Annotated in this window: 14 protein-coding genes; 13 read left to right on the plus strand and 1 reads right to left on the minus strand. The window is 62.6% G+C overall.

Annotated elements, in window-relative coordinates:
* Positions 1-3: 3 nt before the first annotated feature.
* Together C1878_RS00325 and C1878_RS00330 are read left to right on the plus strand one after the other, a co-directional pair.
* The gene (locus C1878_RS00325) at positions 4-702 is read left to right on the plus strand and encodes a hypothetical protein (protein ID WP_114599736.1); all 699 of its coding nucleotides are present in this window, start codon (positions 4-6) and stop codon (positions 700-702) included.
* On the plus strand, positions 699-953 hold the full coding sequence (locus tag C1878_RS00330; protein WP_114599737.1) for a response regulator transcription factor: 255 nt from the start codon (positions 699-701) through the stop codon (positions 951-953). The genes C1878_RS00325 and C1878_RS00330 overlap by 4 nt, the downstream gene beginning before the upstream one ends.
* Before the next feature lie 51 nt (positions 954-1,004).
* On the opposite strand, the gene C1878_RS00335 is transcribed toward C1878_RS00330, so the two are convergent.
* Positions 1,005-1,871, minus strand: coding sequence for a MarR family transcriptional regulator (locus C1878_RS00335; RefSeq protein ID WP_158539633.1), 867 nt, complete (start codon positions 1,869-1,871; stop codon positions 1,005-1,007).
* Positions 1,872-2,093: 222 nt separating this feature from the next.
* Between C1878_RS00335 and C1878_RS00340 the strand changes: the two genes are divergently transcribed.
* The 11 genes from C1878_RS00340 (at position 2,094) to C1878_RS16500 (ending at position 16,408) form a co-directional block, all read left to right on the plus strand.
* A complete protein-coding gene (locus tag C1878_RS00340) occupies positions 2,094-4,484 on the plus strand; it encodes a molybdopterin-dependent oxidoreductase (RefSeq protein ID WP_158539634.1) in 2,391 nt (796 codons plus the stop codon).
* Between the two features lie 10 nt (positions 4,485-4,494).
* The gene (locus C1878_RS00345) at positions 4,495-4,896 is read left to right on the plus strand and encodes a hypothetical protein (RefSeq protein WP_114599740.1); all 402 of its coding nucleotides are present in this window, start codon (positions 4,495-4,497) and stop codon (positions 4,894-4,896) included.
* Positions 4,897-5,159: 263 nt separating this feature from the next.
* On the plus strand, positions 5,160-5,741 hold the full coding sequence (locus C1878_RS00350) for a QueT transporter family protein (protein ID WP_114599741.1): 582 nt from the start codon (positions 5,160-5,162) through the stop codon (positions 5,739-5,741).
* Positions 5,742-5,879: 138 nt separating this feature from the next.
* Positions 5,880-7,178 (plus strand): hypothetical protein, encoded by a 1,299-nt coding sequence (locus C1878_RS00355; protein ID WP_114599742.1) that lies wholly within the window; start codon positions 5,880-5,882, stop codon positions 7,176-7,178.
* A gap of 126 nt (positions 7,179-7,304) precedes the next feature.
* Complete coding sequence (locus C1878_RS00360; protein ID WP_114599743.1) at positions 7,305-8,153, plus strand: sulfite exporter TauE/SafE family protein; 849 nt, start codon at positions 7,305-7,307, stop codon at positions 8,151-8,153.
* Between the two features lie 94 nt (positions 8,154-8,247).
* Positions 8,248-9,603 carry a histidine kinase gene (locus C1878_RS00365; RefSeq protein ID WP_114599744.1) on the plus strand — a complete coding sequence of 452 codons (1,356 nt, stop codon included), beginning with the start codon at positions 8,248-8,250 and terminating at the stop codon, positions 9,601-9,603.
* 626 nt (positions 9,604-10,229) lie between these two features.
* Complete coding sequence (locus C1878_RS00370; RefSeq protein ID WP_114599745.1) at positions 10,230-11,192, plus strand: LysR family transcriptional regulator; 963 nt, start codon at positions 10,230-10,232, stop codon at positions 11,190-11,192.
* Positions 11,193-11,567: 375 nt separating this feature from the next.
* Entirely contained in the window at positions 11,568-12,932 is a 1,365-nt protein-coding gene (locus C1878_RS00375) for an MFS transporter (protein WP_114599746.1), read from the plus strand.
* 135 nt (positions 12,933-13,067) lie between these two features.
* Positions 13,068-15,476 (plus strand): molybdopterin-dependent oxidoreductase, encoded by a 2,409-nt coding sequence (locus C1878_RS00380; RefSeq protein ID WP_114599747.1) that lies wholly within the window; start codon positions 13,068-13,070, stop codon positions 15,474-15,476.
* 193 nt (positions 15,477-15,669) lie between these two features.
* Positions 15,670-16,002: a hypothetical protein gene (locus tag C1878_RS00390; protein WP_080144108.1), complete on the plus strand. Its 333-nt coding sequence runs from the start codon at positions 15,670-15,672 to the stop codon at positions 16,000-16,002.
* A gap of 127 nt (positions 16,003-16,129) precedes the next feature.
* Positions 16,130-16,408 carry a hypothetical protein gene (locus C1878_RS16500; protein ID WP_158539635.1) on the plus strand — a complete coding sequence of 93 codons (279 nt, stop codon included), beginning with the start codon at positions 16,130-16,132 and terminating at the stop codon, positions 16,406-16,408.
* The last annotated feature ends 20 nt before the right edge of the window (positions 16,409-16,428 follow it).

A 16,428-nucleotide genomic window follows, 5' to 3' on the forward strand; every position in this document is an offset into this window, starting at 1 on the left:
CGCATGGAATTCTTTATCGTTCTGGCGGCAACGGTTCTCGGTTGCTTTGTGCTGCGCACTCCCATAAAGCGATGGCCGATGTTGTTTTACGTGTTGGCTGTCGCGCTGGTTGGAGTGTTCGTTCTTGGCGCGTATATCCCGTTGCCGAGGCCCGTGTGGTCGCTCCTGCTTGTGCTTGTGCAGAAGTGCATGCTTCCTTTGGCCTTGTTCGTGGTGGTCATGTATATCGGCGTGTTCGGGCGCGATTCCAAGGTGGGTTCTTGGCTGCGGCCCATTCGCGCCGAGCTATCCATCGTTGCTTGGATACTGTCCTTGGGCCACATGACCATGTACCTCGTTTCCTATGCTCCTCGCTTGTTTGCGGGAAGGGTCGACGGCAGCGTGCTGGCTGCGCTGGTGTTGGCCCTGGTGCTGTTCGCGTTGCTGCTGGTGCTGGGAATCACCTCGTTCAACGTGGTGAAGAAGCATATGAAGACCAGCACATGGAAGCGCGTGCAGCTCTTGGCGTATCCGTTCTTCGGGCTGGTGTACGTGCACTTGCTGCTCATGCTGCTGCCATCCGCCTTGCGCGGCGGCGTGCCCGCGCAGATAAGCGTGGCGGTGTACACGGCGGTGTTCGGGGCCTACGCGGTGCTTCGCGTGGTGCGCGCCGTGCGCGATCGCCGCTCGGGCGCGAAGGTCGAGGCAGGCGAGCCGGCATGATGCGCGCGACCGATACCGCCGATGCCCGGTGTTGCGCCCTCGCAGGCGCCTGCGGCTTGACGCCGCGCGAGTTCGACGTGCTCAGGCTCTTGGCGCGCGGGCGCAGCAGGGCTCGCATCGGCTCCGAGCTCGGCATCGCCGAGGACACGGTCAAAACCCACGTCAAGCACATCTACCGCAAAACGGGAGCCGCCTCCAAACAGCACCTGCTCGACCGTCTTGAGGCGGTGCCCCAAACGCTGTCGGCGTGAAACTTTGCGGGCGCTCGACTTCCCAACCAGGAAGGACCCCTCCCCCGTCGGCTATGGATAGTGTGTCGACCATGCGTTGACGATGTCTTCGGCTACGCGACCGTACATGGTACGCTCTTGCTTGTCGGAATTTTTCGGACCGAACATAAAGTGGTTCTCAATCGGCACGACGATCCTGGCTGCGAGGTTCTCGCCGGTCTTGCTGTTTCGCAGTATCTGAGTTCGCTTGTCCCGTGTGTCGACGGTGCGATCTACGAGTTCTCGTCGAACCAGGGTGTTCGCTACGCTGCTGAGCGTCGACTTTTTCAGCAGAAGGCGCGAACACGCGTCTTTAGGACGCATGCCGTCAGGATATTCCCCCAAAAGCAGCAGCAAGCGAAACCCGTTCAGCGAGCTGTCGAAAGAGCGTGTAATTTCAATGAGTTTTCGTCTGAATCGCAAACAACTTTCCGCATAGGCGGAGTTCCTGTTGAAGCCCCTTTCGTCGCATTCTGCGCGTCTAAGGGAGATAGCGGTTGCAACCATGCCCATATCCAAAAAGCTCCGCTTTCCCACGGCGACGGGCTCAAGGATATCATCTATGCGCTCATCGATAGATTGCTCGCACCTGCTAACGAGGTCGAGTCCGGCGTCGGTGACGTGGCACCGGATTCGTCTGCCGTCGTCTTGCGACCGGTCGAAACGGATCATGCCTTCGCTCGCCATGAAGTTGAGCATGCCCGATGCGCTGCTGACCTGCATGTTCATGCTGTTCGCAATGTTTCGCTCGCTGCTTCCGTCTTTGCGGGCGATACGTTTGAGCAGGAGGTACTCTCGACCCGAGTTTAGCCCCTGTTCGGCCGCGGCGTGCTCCACCGCCTGGCAGAACAACAGGACCATGGTGATCTGGTTGGTGATATTCGGGTATTCGGATATCACGATGCCCTCTTTCCGCTGCGGTGGCCCGCTGCGATTTTCGGCCACCCGACTTGGGTGTTTACCCTGACGGCAACGATCATGCCGTGCCGAATGCTTCACAACTCGTACTAAGGACATTTTACCATGGGGGCTGCAGGGATGGCGCACGTGCAGTCCGGCGCTTTACAAGGGTTTGCTCGATGCTCCATCGACACAGCAGTGCCGAAAGAGAGGAGAAGGAACATGAGCGGTTCGGAAGAGTCCTTCGTCTACACGTCCTGCCCTGGATGGGGTGACCACGAGTACTGCGCGATAAAAACGTTCGTGAAGGACGGGAAGATCGTGCGCTCCGAGCAGGTTGATTACTGCGGCAGTTCTGCCGACGAGGGCTTCATATGCCAGAAGGGCATCATGGGGTGCCGTCAGCCCTACAATCCCGATCGTCTGAAATGGCCGCTCAAGCGCGTGGGGGAACGCGGTAGCGGCAAGTGGGAGCGCATCAGCTGGGATCAGGCGCTCGACGAGATAGCCGCCAAGATGCTGGAGATCCGCGACACGTACGGACCGGAATCGGTGGCCATCTGGAGCCTTTCCGCCAGCATTCCGCCCAGCATGGGCTTGGGCAACGTCCTCCCGGTTCGTCTGCAATCGACGTGGGGAGCAACCGACCCCATCTGCTCGATGGGACTGGACAACGGCCCGCTGTACGCATGCCAATACACGTTCGGCATGCCCGCTTTGTGCTTCTACTGCGACCCGCGCGTGTTCAGGTCGTCCGACTACATCATCGTGTGGGGTGCCAATCCCGTGGAAAACCAGATGCGTATCGCGCGCAGCCTCGTCGATGCTCAGAACGCCGGTGCGAAGATCGTCGATATCGGCCTCATCTTCGACGGCACGGCGGGCATGGCCGATTGGTTTCTGCCCGTGCGCGCCGGCTCCGACCCTGCACTTGCTCTGTGCATGGCGAACGTCATCGTGCAGAACGGCTGGTACGACGCGGCATATCTGGTCGAACACACCAACCTGCCCATGCTCATGTCGAAGGCCTCCGGCACGTTGCTTCGCACCGAGGCGGGCGGATACTTCGTTTGGGACGAGGACAAGGGGGCTGCCGTCGCCACGGAGCCGGGCTGCAAGGAGATCGATGCGACGCCCGCCCTTTCGGGTGACTTCACGGTGAACGGTGAGGAGTGCGAGACGGCGTTCGACGCTCTAAAGCGCCACTTGGCCCAGTACACGGTCGAGTACGCAGCCGAGCTGACCAAGCTGCCCGCAGAGAGCATCGAGAGGTTGACCGACGAGTACGCGCATGCTCATCGCGCCTATATCGTCGGTGCGCTCGGCCTGCGTTATCAGAACCAAGGCGAGAGCTACCGTGCCATGTACTTGCTGGGCCTCCTGACGGGCAACATCGGCGTGGAAGGCGGCGGCGTGACGAGCGAGTTCCTTCCCTCCAGCTCGCCCATCACCTTCAACGACGAGCCGCTTATCCATCCCGACGGCGTTAACAAGGCGAAGTTCGTCGCCAACCGAGAGTTCTTCAAGCAGGTGAAAACGGAAGACCCGTATCCGATCAAGGCCATCATCTTCGCATCGGGCAACCCTCTGCACAATTATTCGAACCGCGGTCGATGGGTCGACGACACGCTTCCCAAGATGGAGCTGGTGGTGGACATCGACGTGTGGATGACCGATACCGGCGAGTACGCCGACTACGTGCTGCCCGATTGCATGCCCTACGAGCGCAAGGATATCGTGTACGCGGCGAATTACGGCCATATCGTGCTGCAAGAGCCCGCTATCGAGCCTCCTCACGAGCAGAAGCCTCCAGCGTGGTTGTACCGCGAACTGGGAAAACGCCTGGGTCTGGAGGAGTACTTCGACATGACCGAGGAAGACTATCTCCGTCTGCGCATCGACTCGTCTCAGGCAATGCCCCCGTTCGACGCGCTCGACCCCAAGCTGACCATGGAGCGCCTCGAAGAGGAAAAGATGATAAAGGTGGTTCCCGAGGATCTGCCGCCGCTCGATATGTTCATGCTTTGCAACATGGTGTTCCCCACGCAATCGGCCCGCGCCGAAGTGTTCAATGAGCGGCTCGATGAGATCGGCTACGGCTTTTCGAAGTACTTCCCACCGTTCGAGGCACCGATGATCGAGCCGAACGAGAAACACCCCTACCAGTTCTTCACGGGACGCCAGAGGTTCTTCATGCAGTCGATGTTCACCGACGATCCCGTGATGCGCGAGTTGTCCGGCGGCGAACCCGCCATTCGCATGAATCCTGCGGACGCGCACCGCGAGGGTTTCGTGGACGGCGACAAGATCGAAGCTTACAACGATCGTGGGCACATGGTTGCCAAGGTGCGCCTAGACGAGTCCGTACAGCCCGGCATGGTGCATGCGTGGTTCGGCTGGCGTCGCAAACATTACGAAGTGGGAACGTACGCCGAGTTGTTGACCGAAAACGGAGGCTTCGCCGAAACGGGCGAACTGGGCGAATTCTGGTGGAAGGATGTCGTGCAGAACGACGGTGTGGGTAGCTTCTTCGCAGGGGCCCTGTCGCTCGTCAGCGGTTCGTTCGACACATTGTGGGATTGCGCGTGCGCCGTGCGCAAATACGAAGGTTAGGAGGCCGACAATGGCTGATACGAACATCCTGGTCAACCTTGACCGCTGCATAGGATGCTGGACGTGCTCGCTTTCCTGCAAGGTGGGCAACCAGCTCGATGACGATGTTTACTACCAAACGGTTCGTACGCTGGGCAACGGCGACGGTATCGATCGTCCGGCGGGAGTGTGGCCGAATCTGACTATGTCGTGGCTGCCGGTGTGGGGCGGTGACTGCACCAAGTGCGCTCCGCTTGTTGCGCGGGGCGAGAACCCGTACTGCGTGCGAAGCTGTCCGTGCGACGCCATCACCTACGGCGAAGCGTTCTATGGAGAGCTGGACCGCTTGCAAGGCGATGGATTCCGCGTTTTCAAGCTGCCCTCATGGGAGAACGCTCGCGATGACGTGACGTACGCTGGCAAGCGCCGTTAACCTTCTCACTCCGCCAAACATGAAATCGAAGCCGGGCTCTCGATCAAGAACCCGGCTTCTTGCTGTTTCGGCGAGGCGGTGCCGAACATAAGAGAACGTTGTCCGGCGTACTCGTGCTATACTTCGCAACGGCTTCGTTCGGGGGAAATCTCGCGTTCCGTTCGGTCGTTGCCCCGTGTTTGCATCGTTGGGCCCTGCACTCGCGGTTTATTCGTTGCCCAAAGCCCGCGGCCGATAGGCCGTGTGGAGACAAGGAGCACCCCATGAACAAGGGAAGATCGTCGTACGTCGCCCAAGCGGGCATGATCGCGGCCGTGTACGCCGCCGCCACGCTCATCGCGCTTCTGCTGCTGCAGGGCCTGGCGTGGGGACCGGTGCAATTCCGCATTTCCGAAGCCGTGTGCGTGCTGGCCGTGCTCACGCCGGCGGCCGTGCCGGGGCTCACGGTGGGCTGCATCGTGGCGAACCTCATCGCGTTGGCCGTGAACGGCACGGGCGCGTTGGGCCTGCTCGATGTGGTGTTCGGCAGCCTGGCCACGCTCCTCGGCGCGCTGTGGTGCTGGAAGATGCGCAAGCGCCCGAAGCTCGCGCTGCTCGGCCCGGTTGTCGCGAACGCGGTCATCGTGCCGGCTTACCTTCCGCTTTTGCTGCAGGGCTTGGGCTTCTACACCATCCCGTTCACCAGCATCGCGCTCGACGGGGCGTACATTCCCATGTACCTGTTCGGCTTGGTTGCCACCGGCCTCGGCGAGGCGCTGGTCATGTACGTGTTGGGCCTGCCGTTGCTCACGGCGCTCAAGCGCTTCGGCGTGGTGAAGCAACCGACGAAAGCGTCCCAAGGCTGACCTGCGCGTGTTCCCTTCGCATATTCGGTGTAATCAGACGGGAGCTGGGCCAAAACGCGGTCGGCGCGGTACAATGAATCAGTTTTGACGGCGGACGCACAGGCGACGCCGTCGGCTCGCCGACCCCGAAGGAAACGCATGAACCCGGTTATCGTCATACCGACTTTCGTCTCTGCCCGTCGCCGCAAGGAAGGCGGCAGCGTGCTCACCACCTACGATCACGCCACCCCCATCTCGGCTCCGGGCGAGCTGCCTCGTTTGCTGCACTCGTTGCAAAAGGTGCGCGGCATCGGGCAGATCGTCGTGCTCGTGGTCAGCGAGCCCTCCATCGAGAACCAGGCGGCCGAGAAGGTCCAGACGCAGGTGTCCCAGTACCCGTCGCTCAACGTGGCCGTGGTCGGGGCGCCCGAACTCGGGCTTATCCAGCAGCGCATGGAGCAGCTGGGCTTGGGCAAGCTGTCGAAGGAGATCGGCCTGTCGGGATACGGAGCCATCCGCAACCTGGGTCTGGTGGTGGCGAACACGCTCGGCTTCGATTCCGTGGTGTTCCTCGACGACGACGAGGTCGTGGACGACGCCGACTTTTTGCAGAAGGCCATGTACGGACTGGGAAAGCTCACGAAGAAGGGCATCCCCATCTTGGCCAAGACCGGCTTCTACTTCAACTCCGAGGGCACGTATTTCTCGAAGAGCCAGGACAAGTGGTACAACCATTTCTGGCAGCAGGGCAAGGCGTTCAACAAGATGATGGCCAAGGCCATGCGCGGCCCGCGCCTGTCTCGCTCGAACCACGTGTGCGGCGGTTGCCTCGCGCTGCACAAAGAGGCGTTCAAACGCCTGTCGTTCGACCCGTGGATCGCGCGCGGCGAGGACCTGGACTACATGCTCGACCTGCGTATGTACGGATCGGACATCTGGCTCGACAACCAGTGGAGCCTGCGCCACTTGCCGCCCGAGACCGAGAGCGAGGGCACGCGCTTCCGCCAAGACATCTTCCGCTGGCTCTACGAGTTCCGCAAGATGGAGTACAGCCGCACGCAGATCGATCTTCTGCAGGTGAAGCCTTCCTCGCTCGAGCCGTATCCGGGGCCGTTCCTCGAACCCGGCATCACGCGGCGCATCCGCCTGACGGCGTTTCTGCGCAGCCTGGCACGACCGGACAAGAAGGCCTACCGCAAGGCCGCGAGGGCCGCCACGGGCGAGGCCACCACGTACGCCCAGCGCAACTGCTCCAAGTACTTCGAGTTCCAATTCGTGTGGCCCGAGCTCATGGCTCGCATGGAGAACGACCAGATCCTGCGCACGGCGTTGGTGAAGTCGGCGGCTCAACGTCAGGCCGGCATGGACGCTCCTCGCCAGGCCATCGCGGCCGGGGCGGCGTCGGCGGGCATCGATCCCGGCGTGACGAGCGAGATCCGTCTCAACATCGCCGAATAGGCACGCGGGCAACGCAAGTCTGACGTTCGCGGAATTGACGTGCCTCTGACGTGCGCGTGCTGCCGGTTCCGCTACACTGAGACGCGTGCATATCGTTGATCTGGTAAGGAACTGGCAGGCGCGTCCATGGACATCTTCACCTCTTTCGTAATACCCGCCATCGTGGGCATCGGCATCGGCATTTTGTCGGGCATGCTGGGCATCGGCGGCGGCACGGTTATGGTACCGATATTTCGGTTGGCGTTCGGCATGAGCCCTATCATGTCGACGGCCACCTCGCTGTTCACCATCATCCCCACGTCGATCTCGGGCGCGGTATCGCATGTGAGGCACAAAACGTGCGTGCCGTCGCTCGGCGTGGCCGCGGGCCTGGGCGGTGCCTGCACCTCGCCCATCGGCGTGTGGCTTTCGACGATCTCGCCTGCATGGATGGTCATGCTGGCCGCTGCGCTCATCATAGGCTACTCCGCCGTGAATATGCTGCTTAAGGCGTGGAAGATGAAGCCTTCCGCGGTTCCGCCGGCCTCTCGGCCGTCGGAACCGGCCGACGCTGCGGCTTCTTCGAGTAACGCGTCGGACGCTGCGTCCACCAAGCTCACGCGCAAGCAGTTGCTCATCGGGGCGGCTATCGGGTTGGGCGCGGGCTTGGCCTCGGGGTATGTGGGCGTCGGCGGCGGGTTCATCATGGTGCCGCTCATGCTCTCGCTTGTGGGCATATCCATGAAGCAGGCGTCCGGCACGTCGCTCATCGCCGTCATGCTCCTCGCCATCCCCGGCACCATCGAGCAGGGGCTGCTGGGCAACATCGACTATCTGGCCGGTATCGCCGTGGCCATCGGCTCCATCCCCGGCGCCGTCATCGGCGCGCGCCTCGTGCGCCTCGTGCCCGAGCGCACGCTGCGCTTCATCTTCGGCGGCTTCCTCATCGTGGCCGCCGCCGTGCTCGCGTTGAACGAGATGGGGGTTTTGGGCTAGAGGCGGCATGCCCTCGCCGACGATGCGTGCGGGAAAGCGCGGTGCCTTCGGCGAAGCCAACTAGGGGGTGCATATCGCGCCGGTTGCTGGTAGGATGGTGCCCTCACCCTCGACGAGGAGGTTCGTCTTGCAACAGGTCCAACAGGACGCGACGGAGGCCAAGCCCGCGCTGCCCCGCTTCTTCACGCTGGAAATGGGCATGTTCACCATCACGGTGCTGTCCGGCCTCGTGCTCATATGGTCGTCCATCTCGCCTTACCGCAGCATCGGCGTGCTCATCGTCGCCGGCATCGTGTTCACGTTTTCCCTGGTCATCGTCATTCGCTTGATCATGGATCCCGATTCGGTGCGCGCGCGTCAATCCGATGCCATGCTGCGTCTGGCCAGCCAGACGCTCGATTGCATGAAGGAGGGCATGACCGAGAAGGCCGCCCAGCGCATCTGCCAGCTGCTGTTGCCGTCGACGGCCGCCATCGCCGTGGCCGTGACCGACAAGGACCACATTCTGGGGTACGCCGGCTACGAGGAGGCGGACAACCCCTCCGGCAGCGTCATCCGCACACACGCCACGCACGCCACGCTCGCCGACGGCCGCGGACGCATCCTGTTCACGCCCGAGGAGATAGGCTTCCCGTCTGGATCGTCCACCATCAAGGCCGCCATCATCGTGCCGCTCGTGGTGGGGCACACCGTGGAGGGAACGCTCAAGTTCTACTATCGCCGCGCGCGCCATATCAGCGAGACGCAGAAGTCCATCGCCGAGGGCTTCGGTCGGCTGCTGTCCACCCAGATGGCGGCGTCGGCGCTGGAAGAGCAGACGAAGCTCGCCACCAGCATGGAACTGAAGGCGCTGCAAAGCCAGATCAACCCCCACTTCCTATTCAACACCATCAACACCATCGCCTCGCTCATCCGCACGAACCCCGAAAAGGCGCGCGTGCTGCTGCGCGAGTTCGCCGTGTTCTACCGCCGCACGCTGGAAGACTCGGCCGATCTTATCCTGTTCGCGCGCGAGATGGAGCAGACGAAGCGCTACTTCACGTTCGAGATCGCGCGCTTCGGCGAGGATCGCGTGGCCATGGAGGTGGACATCGAGCCGGCTGTCGACGACATGATGGTGCCGCCCTTCCTCATCCAGCCTCTGGTTGAGAACGCCGTGCGCCACGCCATGCCCTCGGAAGGCAAGCTCACCATCGGCGTGACGGGCGTGGTGGACGGCGACGACGTCGTGGTGCGCGTGGCGGACGACGGCGTGGGCATGACGGAGGAGGCGCGCCAGAACATCCTGCATCCCGAGTCGTCCACGGGTTGCGGCATCGCCGTGAAGAACGTCCACGATCGCATTTGCGGCTATTTCGGGTCGGGCACGCGCATGGAAGTGGAAAGCGAGCTGGGCGTGGGCACGAAGGTCACCCTCGTGCTGAAGAACGGCGCATTGCGCGAGCATTAGGGCGACATCTTCGGGTTGCCTCCGCCCGCCCTTTGTCGGCGCGTTGCCTCCTGCGCCGGCTTTGGAGTAGTTGACAAATCGATGACAAAATCGCCCTTCGCAACGTCCTGCGCCTTGCTTCCCGCGCAACAAACGGTTGATGGGAGTTAGATCGTTCGTTGTTTGTCCCCCGGGCGGCGTTTTCCTATAGTGAAAAAGCCGAACGACATTCCTCGACGCTGATGCGCGAGGGGGAAAGGGGATTGCCATGTGCTTCAGACCGCCGGATACCACGTCGGGTCCACTCATTTGCCCAGCCTGCGGTAAGAAAATCGTTTCGCCGAACTTCCGTCCGGTTACGTGCCCGTTCTGCAAGGAGCCGCTGCCGGGGCCCGATGCTCCCACGGTGCCCACCATGCCCGGCGCTACTCAAGTGCCCGGGGCTCCTGCGACGCCGCCGCAGCCGAAGCCGCCCACCCCAGGCGCTTAAGGGGGCAACGAGGGAGGGGGAATCGTTAATCTGACGCCCTCTGTCAAGGAATTGCGAGCGTGATGACCGTCGGGTAGACTGGGGAGACTATCCGCGGTCATCGCGTTCGAGCGCTACACACATACGTTTCTGGGGAAGACGAGAAGGTGTGGTCGCAATGCATATCGAGTACCTGTACTATTTCAAAGATTTCTCACGAACACTGTCGATCTCTAAAACAGCCGCGCACTATTTCATGACGCCGCAGGGGCTCAGCCGGGCATTGCACCAGCTTGAGAAAGACTTCGGCGTCACGCTCATGACCTATCGGAACAACATGATCGCGCTCACGCCCGCCGGCGAGGAGCTCAGCCGCCGCATCGACGCCATCGTCGAGCTGTACGACGAGGCACGCGGTTCTTTGACCGAGTACAAGCTGGCCGACATGAAGCCGGCGAAGGGCATCGTGCGCATAACGGTGACGTCGTGCGTGTCGCAGTACCTTATCGCGCTGCTGAGCCTGCAGCGTCCCGGGCAGTTCCCGTTCGAGGTGAAGCTCAACGAGTCGAACATCTACCGCATCGTGCCGCATATCGTGTCGCGCGATAGCGAAGAGTCGTTCGGCATCATCTCGCTGCCCATGACGGAGAAGTACCGCAGCTATATCGACGAGCTCGTCGAGAACGACGGCATGGTGTACGAACCGCTGTTCACCTCGCCGCTTGTGGCCATGGTGTCGTCGTTCTCGCCGCTGGCCAAGCAGGAGGCCGTGCGCCCTCGCGACGTCGATCCCTTCCCGGTCGCCCGCTACAAGGATACCGTGCTAGGTGACGCGCTCGACGACTACATCTTGGAAGACAACGTGAAGACGGTGACGAACGCCGGGGCGATCATCTTCGTGCAGATCTTGGAGCATCAGGCCGTGGGCTTCGCGCCCAAGCTCGTCGAGGGCTTGCGCACGCTGCCCGACCGGGTGGTCACGGTGCCCACCGAAGGATTCTTCAGCACGGAGTTCGGTTTGCTGGCCACGCCGGAGAACCGCGCACGTCCGCATGTGGAGGCGGTGGTGAACTACATCAAGAAGACGGTTGCCGAGAAAAGCCTGCAGCCACGGTACCTCGACACGTACGAGCTGGTGTAGAAGATCTTCCCGGTTGCCCGTAGGGGCGCTCTCCTGAGCGCCCGTTCCGGCGCAGCCGGAAAGCGACCGCGGCTCGCGTTCTCGCGCTTTGCGCGAGCGGGCGCTCAGGAGAGCGCCCCTACAACGGCAACAGGAGAATCACGGCCTCGTTTACCGAGGTCATAGCCTTTCGCATGCTTTTTTCGCCCCTTCTCAATTCGTTTAACCGCCGCAACGAGCCATTGATCGACCGCCGCTTCCGCGCCGCGTATCTTGTGCGAACAAGGTTGACGCGGAACGAGCGGGAAAGGGGGGACGCACGCAACCGCTCCAATTCGGCCGCATCGCACCTGCCGATGCGGCAAGGGGAAATCAAAACTAGAGGAGGTTGATCGTATGGCAGATGCCGTTGCCGCCGGGGGTGCTGCGCCGCCTGCAGCCAAAGGGGAGAGGCATGTCTCGATAGCCGATCGCATGAATCGCATCCCGACATCGCCGCATACGGCGCTTATCATCTTCTTCGTGCTCATGGGCTGGTTCGCCGAGACCATCGATCTGGGCGGCACCAGCTTCCTAATGCCGACCATCCGCGAGTACTTCGGCATGGACGCCACGACGGGCGGGTACTACTCGTCCATCTGCTTCCTGGGCATGTTCTTCGGCGCCATCGCCGCAGGCCGTATCGCCGACAAGGTGGGCCGCAAGAAGACCATCATCGTCTCGATGCTCATCTGGGGGTGCGCGGGCTTCGCGCTCGTGTTCTCGCCCAACATCTACTACCTGTTCACCATGCGCTTCATCCTGGGCCTTGGCCTGGGCGCCCAGTTCCCGGTCGCGCTCAGCTATCTGAGCGAGATCGTGTCGGGCAAGGACCGCCCCCGGTTCATGACGCTCTACCAGCTCATGACGCCGGTCGGCTTCGCCGTGGCGGGCGTGCTCACCGTGCTCATCCTGCCGCACTTCGACTGGCGCGGCGTGTACCTGGCCGAGGCCCTGCCTGCGCTGTTCATCATCGGCATCATCAAGATATGCCCCGAGTCGCCGCTGTGGCTGGAGGCCAAGGGCCGTTACGAGGAGGCCGACGCCATCTGCACGAAGTTCGAGAAAGAGGCCATCGCCCGGCACAAGGAGCTGCCTCCCGTCGAGACCATCGAGCGCACGAACGTCAAGGCGTCGTTCAAGGATCTGTTCAGCTCCAAGTACCTCAAGGTCACCGTGCTGTGCTTCTTCATCTGGTTCATCTCGATGTTCAGTGATTACGGCCTCACCACCTGGCTCACCACCATCCTCATCGAGAAGGGCTTCGACGTGGTGCAGTCCACCGGCTTCGTGACCATCGGTATTCTGGGCGGCATCCCGGCCTGGTTCTTCACCAGCTGGTCCGCCAAGAAGTTCGGGCGTAAAAAGACGTTCCTCATCGCCGGTTTGTGCACGTCCATCTTCGGCATCGCCTACGGCGCGTCCACCACGCTCGTCATGCTGCTGGTCACCGGCGTGCTCTACCAGTTCGGCAAGTACCTGAACGCCATGATGTTGGCGCTGTACACGCCCGAGTTGTACGAAACCAGCATCCGCACCACGGGCAACGGCCTGGCCACCTCGTGGGGGCGCATGGGCTCCATCGTCGGCCCCATCGTGCTGGCGGGCGTCATGACCAGCTTCGGCGTGTACGTGACCATGTACATAGCCGCCGCCATGGTCATCGTTCCCGGCTTGCTGGTGTTCCTGTTCGGTCCCGAAACGAAGGACAAGAAGTTCTAGCCGCGTTTCCTGCCGCGCGCTGCGCCCGTTGACGAGAGGGGAACGCCCTCGGGCGCAGGGCACGGCGCCACGCAAGGTTTTCTTCGCACGGCCCTGCCTGCGAAGCGACGAGAGAGATGAAAACGGAGGTACATCATGGAGAAGAAAGTCAGGACCGTCTGTTTCGACTGCCATTCCAAGTGCGGCGTCATTCTCACGGTCAACGACAACGACGAGATCGTGCGCGTCGAGGGCGATCCGAACAACCCGGTGAACGACGGCATCCTGTGCGTCAAGGCGTTCTCCGCGCAGGAGATCCACGCGCATCCCGACCGCCTCAAGTACCCCATGAAGCGCGCCGGCAAGCGCGGTGAAGGCAAGTGGGAGCGCATCACCTGGGATGAGGCCCTCGACATCATCGAGAAGAAGATCCGCGAGACCATCGACGAGTACGGCCCGCAGTCGGTCATCATCTCGCAGGGCACGGGCCGCGGCTCGAACCACTTTCTCGACCGCCTGAACAACACGTGGAACGGCGGCGGCAAGGTGTGGCCGACGCACGTGTGCCTGCTGCCGAACCTGGCCCAGACGCATGTTACCTACGGCCGCATGTTCCATCCGCACGAGGCGTGCGACTACCGCAACGCCGGCTCCATCGTCATGTGGGGCACGAACCCCATCCGCTCGCGCCAGTACAGCGGCCTGCGCATCATGGACGCCAAGCGCAACGGCTCGCGCGTCGTGGTGGTGGACCCCGTGTTCCGCGACATCGCCGCGAAGGCCGACCTGTGGGTTCCCGTGCGCCCCGGCACCGACGGCGCGCTGGCGCTCGGCCTGACCAACCTCATGTTCCAGAGCGGCAAGTTCCTGGCCGCCGAGGAGATGCTCACCACCTGGACGAACGCCCCGTTCCTCGTGGACAACGAGGCCCGCATGATGCTGCGCGAGTCCGACCTGGTGGAGGACGGCTCCGACGAGCATTACGTGGTGTGGGACAAGAACGCCGGCGGCATCGCCATCTGGCGTCCCGAGAGCGAGAGCTTCGACCGCGACGGCGTGAAGCCCACGCTCATGGGCGCGTTCGAGGTCGAGCTCAAGGACGGCAGCAAGAAAACGTGCAAGACCGCTTTGGAAACCTACAAGGACGAGGTGGCCGTTTGGACGCCCGAGAAGGTTTCGGCCGTCACGTGGACCCCGGTGGAGAAGATCCTGGAGATGTTCGAGATCATCACGAACCCCACCGACGACAAGCCGTCGCTTCTGACCGCCTACCTGGGCGCCTGCATGATGACGTCGAACGCGCTGCAGTCCGGCCGCGCCATCACCATCCTGCAGCTTCTGCTGAACCCGCCGCTGGACGACAAGGGCGGCATCTACTTCAACACGTTCTGGGAGTTCATGCTCGATCCGAAGATCACCGCGTACGACCGCGTGCCCCCCAAGCTGCGCCTGGGCTACGACAAGCACCCCATGTACACGCAGGTGTACGGCAACGCCAACATTCCCAACGACGTGTGGGACGCCATGCTCACCGGCGAGCCGTGGCCCGTCAAGGTCATGATCTCCGTGGCCAACGACCCGCTGGGCTGCTTCGAGAACGCCACGAAGATCCACGAGGCGCTGCTGTCCGACGTGCTGGAGCTCAACGTGAACATGGACTACTTCATGACGCCGGGCGCCGAGTTGGCCGACATCGTGCTGCCGGCCGCGCACTGGTCCGAGCGCGTGGGCAACTTCGACGAGGAGCTCTACCCCGAGCCGTGCCCGTTCAACATCCCGCAGAAGGCCGTGAAGGCCCCCGGCGAGTCGTGGGACGACTGGGACTTCATGCGCAACCTGGGCAAGCGCTTCGACCCCGAGCTCTGGCCGTGGGACAGCTCCGAGGAGATGCAGCTGTGGCGCCTGAACGAGTTCCATCTCATTCCCAACGGCAAGGAGCCCATCACCGACTACGAGGTGGCGGCGAAGCAGGGCTACTTCATCGAGTACGGCGGCGAGAATCGCACGACGCGGCAGCATGAGAAGGGCCTTGTGAAGTTCCAGACGCCCACCATGCGCATCGAGGTGTATTCCGAGCAGATGCCCTCCTACGGTTACGATTCCCCGCTGCCCAGCTACAACGAGCCGTTCGAAAGCCCCTATTCCACGCCCGATCTGTACAAGGAATACGACCTGTGCCTGACCACCGGCGCCCGCGACTACGCGTTCTACCACTCCGCTTGGACGAACATCGCCCACCAGCGCATCCTGGAGCCGTGGCCCTACATCGAGCTCAACGAGGAAGACGCGCGTGAGCGCCAGATCTCCGAGGGCGAGTGGCTGTGGGTGGAGAGCCTGCGCGGCAAGATCAAGGCCAAGGCCCGCATATCCAAGGGCGTTATCAAGGGTGCCGTGAGCATGTGCCGCCCGAACTACAAGCACGCGTGCAAGGAGCTCAACCTGCCCGGCTACAGCTGGAACGAAGCCAACCCGAACGTGCTGACCACGGCCGACGGATCCGACCCCGGGTTCGGCGCCGCCCCCATGCGCAGCAGCCTGTGCAAGATTTCGAAGTTCACCGAATAGTTTGGTTCCGTCGGCCTGACGGCCGCCGGAACGGGTCGACGCTGCGGCTTCCCGTGGCGCCCAATCTCGCGGCGAGTGCGAGGGTTCGCGTACCGAAGTACGCTTCACCCTCGCCCTCCCCACGATCTCGGGCGCCACGGAAACCCTCGCTGACTTTGATGGACCTGTTGCGTTAATAACGAAAGGATGAACCATGGCTAAGAAAATTGGCGTGCTCGTTGAGCTCGACTATTGCGTGGGCTGCTCCGCTTGCCAGCTCGCGTGTCAGGATTACTACCAGCTGCCCGTCACGGAAACGTACATGCGCTGCTTCCTGGGCAAGCCCGACGTGGTGGACGGCCGCCACGAGATGTTCATGTCGCCGTACGCGTACCGCTTGGACAAGTGCGCGAACTGCCTGGAGAAGGAGGAGGGCAACGCGCCGTGCGCGGCCATCTGCATCTCGAAGGCCCTGCATGTCGGCGAGCTCGAGGAAATGAAGCAGTTGGCCGACACCACCGAAGGCCATCTGGCGCTGTACCGATAGCGTTACGTTCTCCGGCGAGCCCGTCCGTCCCCCGCGGGCGGGCCCGCCACCTTTTCGTCGCCGGTGCAACGTGATCGTTGCGCCGGCGATCGCATGTTCTCGCAAACGCGTTAGGAGATGGTGGGTCATGACGTTCGCGTGCACCGATTGCTCGCGCTGCGGCAAGTGTTACGACAAGCACGGCATCTGCGCCGTCTGCGGCGGTGCCATCAACTTGCTCGACGATGCGTGCCCGGCCTGCGGCGCGCCGATCACCGACGACATGCGCGACCGCGCGAAGCAGGCGTATCTGGACAAGAAGAAGGTGGAGCACGACCGCATCCTGGAGTTGGCGGCCGCCGCCAAGGCACGGCGCGTGGAGCGCCCCGCGCCGGTGTACCCGTGGGACGAGCCGAAGAGCTCGTGATCTGCGGCTCTCAGGGGGAG

The sequence above is a fragment of the Gordonibacter sp. 28C genome (assembly GCF_003339845.1).
In the GTDB taxonomy this organism is placed as follows: Bacteria; Actinomycetota; Coriobacteriia; order Coriobacteriales; family Eggerthellaceae; genus Gordonibacter.

Bases quoted from the DNA above. Each gene is read 5' to 3' on its own strand.
- C1878_RS00355 (WP_114599742.1), top strand. From the start codon at position 5,880: ATGAACCCGGTTATCGTCATACCGACTTTCGTCTCTGCCCGTCGCCGC.
- C1878_RS00325 (WP_114599736.1), top strand. From the start codon at position 4: ATGGAATTCTTTATCGTTCTGGCGGCAACGGTTCTCGGTTGCTTTGTG.
- C1878_RS00380 (WP_114599747.1), top strand. From the start codon at position 13,068: ATGGAGAAGAAAGTCAGGACCGTCTGTTTCGACTGCCATTCCAAGTGC.
- C1878_RS00370 (WP_114599745.1), top strand. From the start codon at position 10,230: ATGCATATCGAGTACCTGTACTATTTCAAAGATTTCTCACGAACACTG.
- C1878_RS00350 (WP_114599741.1), top strand. From the start codon at position 5,160: ATGAACAAGGGAAGATCGTCGTACGTCGCCCAAGCGGGCATGATCGCG.
- C1878_RS00390 (WP_080144108.1), top strand. From the start codon at position 15,670: ATGGCTAAGAAAATTGGCGTGCTCGTTGAGCTCGACTATTGCGTGGGC.
- C1878_RS16500 (WP_158539635.1), top strand. From the start codon at position 16,130: ATGACGTTCGCGTGCACCGATTGCTCGCGCTGCGGCAAGTGTTACGAC.
- C1878_RS00360 (WP_114599743.1), top strand. From the start codon at position 7,305: ATGGACATCTTCACCTCTTTCGTAATACCCGCCATCGTGGGCATCGGC.
- C1878_RS00340 (WP_158539634.1), top strand. From the start codon at position 2,094: ATGAGCGGTTCGGAAGAGTCCTTCGTCTACACGTCCTGCCCTGGATGG.
- C1878_RS00375 (WP_114599746.1), top strand. From the start codon at position 11,568: ATGGCAGATGCCGTTGCCGCCGGGGGTGCTGCGCCGCCTGCAGCCAAA.
- C1878_RS00330 (WP_114599737.1), top strand. From the start codon at position 699: ATGATGCGCGCGACCGATACCGCCGATGCCCGGTGTTGCGCCCTCGCA.
- C1878_RS00365 (WP_114599744.1), top strand. From the start codon at position 8,248: ATGGTGCCCTCACCCTCGACGAGGAGGTTCGTCTTGCAACAGGTCCAA.
- C1878_RS00345 (WP_114599740.1), top strand. From the start codon at position 4,495: ATGGCTGATACGAACATCCTGGTCAACCTTGACCGCTGCATAGGATGC.